2 protein-coding genes are annotated in these 2,617 nt (G+C 41.7%); one reads left to right on the forward strand and one right to left on the reverse strand.

Annotated elements, in window-relative coordinates:
- Positions 1–205: 205 nt before the first annotated feature.
- A complete protein-coding gene (locus tag IEY94_RS24515) occupies positions 206–961 on the reverse strand; it encodes a capsid/nuclear shuttle family protein (protein WP_189172359.1) in 756 nt (251 codons plus the stop codon).
- Positions 962–1,516: 555 nt separating this feature from the next.
- Between IEY94_RS24515 and IEY94_RS24520 the strand changes: the two genes are divergently transcribed.
- Positions 1,517–2,380, forward strand: a complete 864-nt coding sequence (locus IEY94_RS24520) for a hypothetical protein (RefSeq protein WP_505849839.1) — start codon at positions 1,517–1,519, stop codon at positions 2,378–2,380.
- The last annotated feature ends 237 nt before the right edge of the window (positions 2,381–2,617 follow it).

Below are 2,617 nucleotides of genomic sequence, written 5' to 3' on the forward strand. Positions count from 1 at the left end.
CTTTCCTGAATTTCCAAGTCTGGACGATATCTCTTCAAGCTTCTGGGACGACATATTTAAATAGATTTAAATATTTAGTGCTCTTGTATTTAGACAGAATAGGTGTCATTTCGCTTAACAATGTAATCAGAGCTGTACGTTTCGCAACAGACAAATCATATGTAAATTATGTACTTGAGAATCATGAAATAAAATATAAATTTTATTAATTGGTGATCGAATCATAAAAATAGATCCGAATTTTCAGAGTAGCATACACGGGATTTGAGGCATGAGTACATGCCATATACAATAATAATGCGTTCTCAGTATGATTCTCGTACTTCCCTGCTTCTTGATGGTTGTAGACTACATAATTATTCACCTTCCAAAAACGTTTGACCAATGCCTGTTCGTTGCTAGCATATTGTCCACCTGTCACCTTTCCATAGAATTTATGCATAACTTGAAAACGATCACGAAGATCGTTCTTAACAGTAGCAGTACTGGGTTCATTGTCGAACATATTAAAAACTTGACCAAAGTCCATAGGAGAACTATACGGTCTACGATCTCTGACTAACCAAAACATCACACTGTTCGTGTGATTCTTCACCTTGATATTCTCGTCCATCCATATCTTACCTAAAATATAAACAGACTTAACACAAAAACGTTTTCCTACACGATGGGTAATACCATTACCTCTTGTTACATCAGATATACACATAACCTTCCCAACATGTGACACATCATGTCGTTGTTCATAAGACTGAACCTTGCACGGGCCTTCACAACCCCGTGGAACATCAGGGCCTCGTATAGTTCGATATATCCTGGGCTTCCTATACATAGGCCTGTTAACCCATTCAGCGGCCTTGTTGTATTTAGGCCCATTTCCCCCACGAGGAGAGAAATTAGCCGAACGGCTAATTTTTGACGTACCTGCCATGTGGCGCCATTGAGCATCACGCTTAGGCATTTTGAATTAAAGATCATAGTCCATATAAGATTAAATTTATAGTTTAGTAAAGAACTTGGTCGCCAAGTTCAAAATTAACTAAACCCGTCAGAACTAAAGTTATTGGTCAGAATAAATGACTTTACTTTAATTCAAATAAAGAACGGCCCAAGCGGCCCAAAATGAATGGGCCTTAAAAAAAATCGCGCGGCCATCCGGTAATATTATAACGGATGGCCGCCACGTGTCTCCAGATCCTTAAAGAACTTCTTACTATATATTGGCACCATTACACCGATTCATAGAGACTTTTGAACGAGAGCTCAATCGGGGTACACCCTCTTATTTACGAGTATGCCACCACCAAAGCGTTTTAAAATAAACGCAAAGAATTATTTCCTCACATACCCACAATGTTCAATTACAAAAGAGAGTGCAATTGAACAACTTCAAAACCTACAAACACCGGTGAACAAGAAATACATCAGAATTTGCAGAGAAATTCACGAGAATGGGGAACCACATCTGCATGCTCTTATCCAATTCGAAGGCAAGTTCCAGTGCACGAATTGCAGAGTGTTCGACCTCAAACACCCAACAACCTCTTCCGTCTCCCATGCCAATATACAGAGTGCAAAATCATCCTCTGATGTCAAGTCCTACATCGAGAAGGACGGTGATTACATCGAATGGGGTCATTTTCAAGTCGACGGAAGATCTGCTAGAGGAGGTCAACAGACAGCTAATGATGCGGCATCCGAAGCATTGAATGCTTCTTCAAAGGAAGAAGCCATGCAAATAATCAAAGAGAAACTGCCGGAAAAGTTTCTCTTCCAATATCACAACTTATCCAGTAACCTGGATAGAATATTCACAAAGGCTCCGGATCCGTGGTCACCTCCGTTTCACCTCTCCTCTTTCACTAACGTGCCAAGAGAGATGCAAGAATGGGCGGATGATTATTTCGGGAGAGGTGCCGCTGCGCGGCCGGAGAGACCTATTAGTATCATCGTCGAAGGTGATTCACGAACGGGAAAGACAATGTGGGCACGTGCATTAGGGACCCACAATTATCTAAGTGGTCACCTGGATTTCAACTCAAAGGTGTTTTCAAATCATGCTGAGTATAACGTCATTGATGACATCGCACCGCACTATCTAAAGTTAAAGCACTGGAAGGAATTGATGGGAGCTCAAAAGGACTGGCAATCAAACTGCAAATACGGGAAACCCGTTCAAATTAAAGGTGGAATCCCATCAATCGTGCTTTGCAATCCAGGTGAAGGAGCGAGTTATAAATGTTTCCTCGACAAAGAGGAAAACGCAGCTCTCAAACACTGGACAATACATAATGCGAAATTCATCTTCCTCGACTCCCCCCTCTATCAAAGTTCAACACAGAGCTGCGAAGAAACGAGCAATCAGACGACGTCGCGTTGATTTAGAGTGCGGCTGCACAATTTACGTACACATAAATTGCTACGGTCATGGATTCACGCACAGGGGAACGCATCACTGCACGTCAAGCGGAGAATGGCGTGTATATCTGGGAGATATCAAATCCCCTCTATTTCAAGATGTACAACGTAGAAGATCTACAATACACAACGACCAGAGTATACCACCTCCAAATACGGTTCAACCACAACCTCAGGAACAAACTGGATCTACACAAGG

The sequence above is a fragment of the Pilimelia anulata genome (assembly GCF_014647895.1).
GTDB classification, from domain to species: domain Bacteria; phylum Actinomycetota; class Actinomycetes; order Mycobacteriales; family Micromonosporaceae; genus Pilimelia; species Pilimelia anulata.

Bases quoted from the DNA above. Each gene is read 5' to 3' on its own strand.
- IEY94_RS24515 (WP_189172359.1), bottom strand. From the start codon at position 961: ATGCCTAAGCGTGATGCTCAATGGCGCCACATGGCAGGTACGTCAAAA.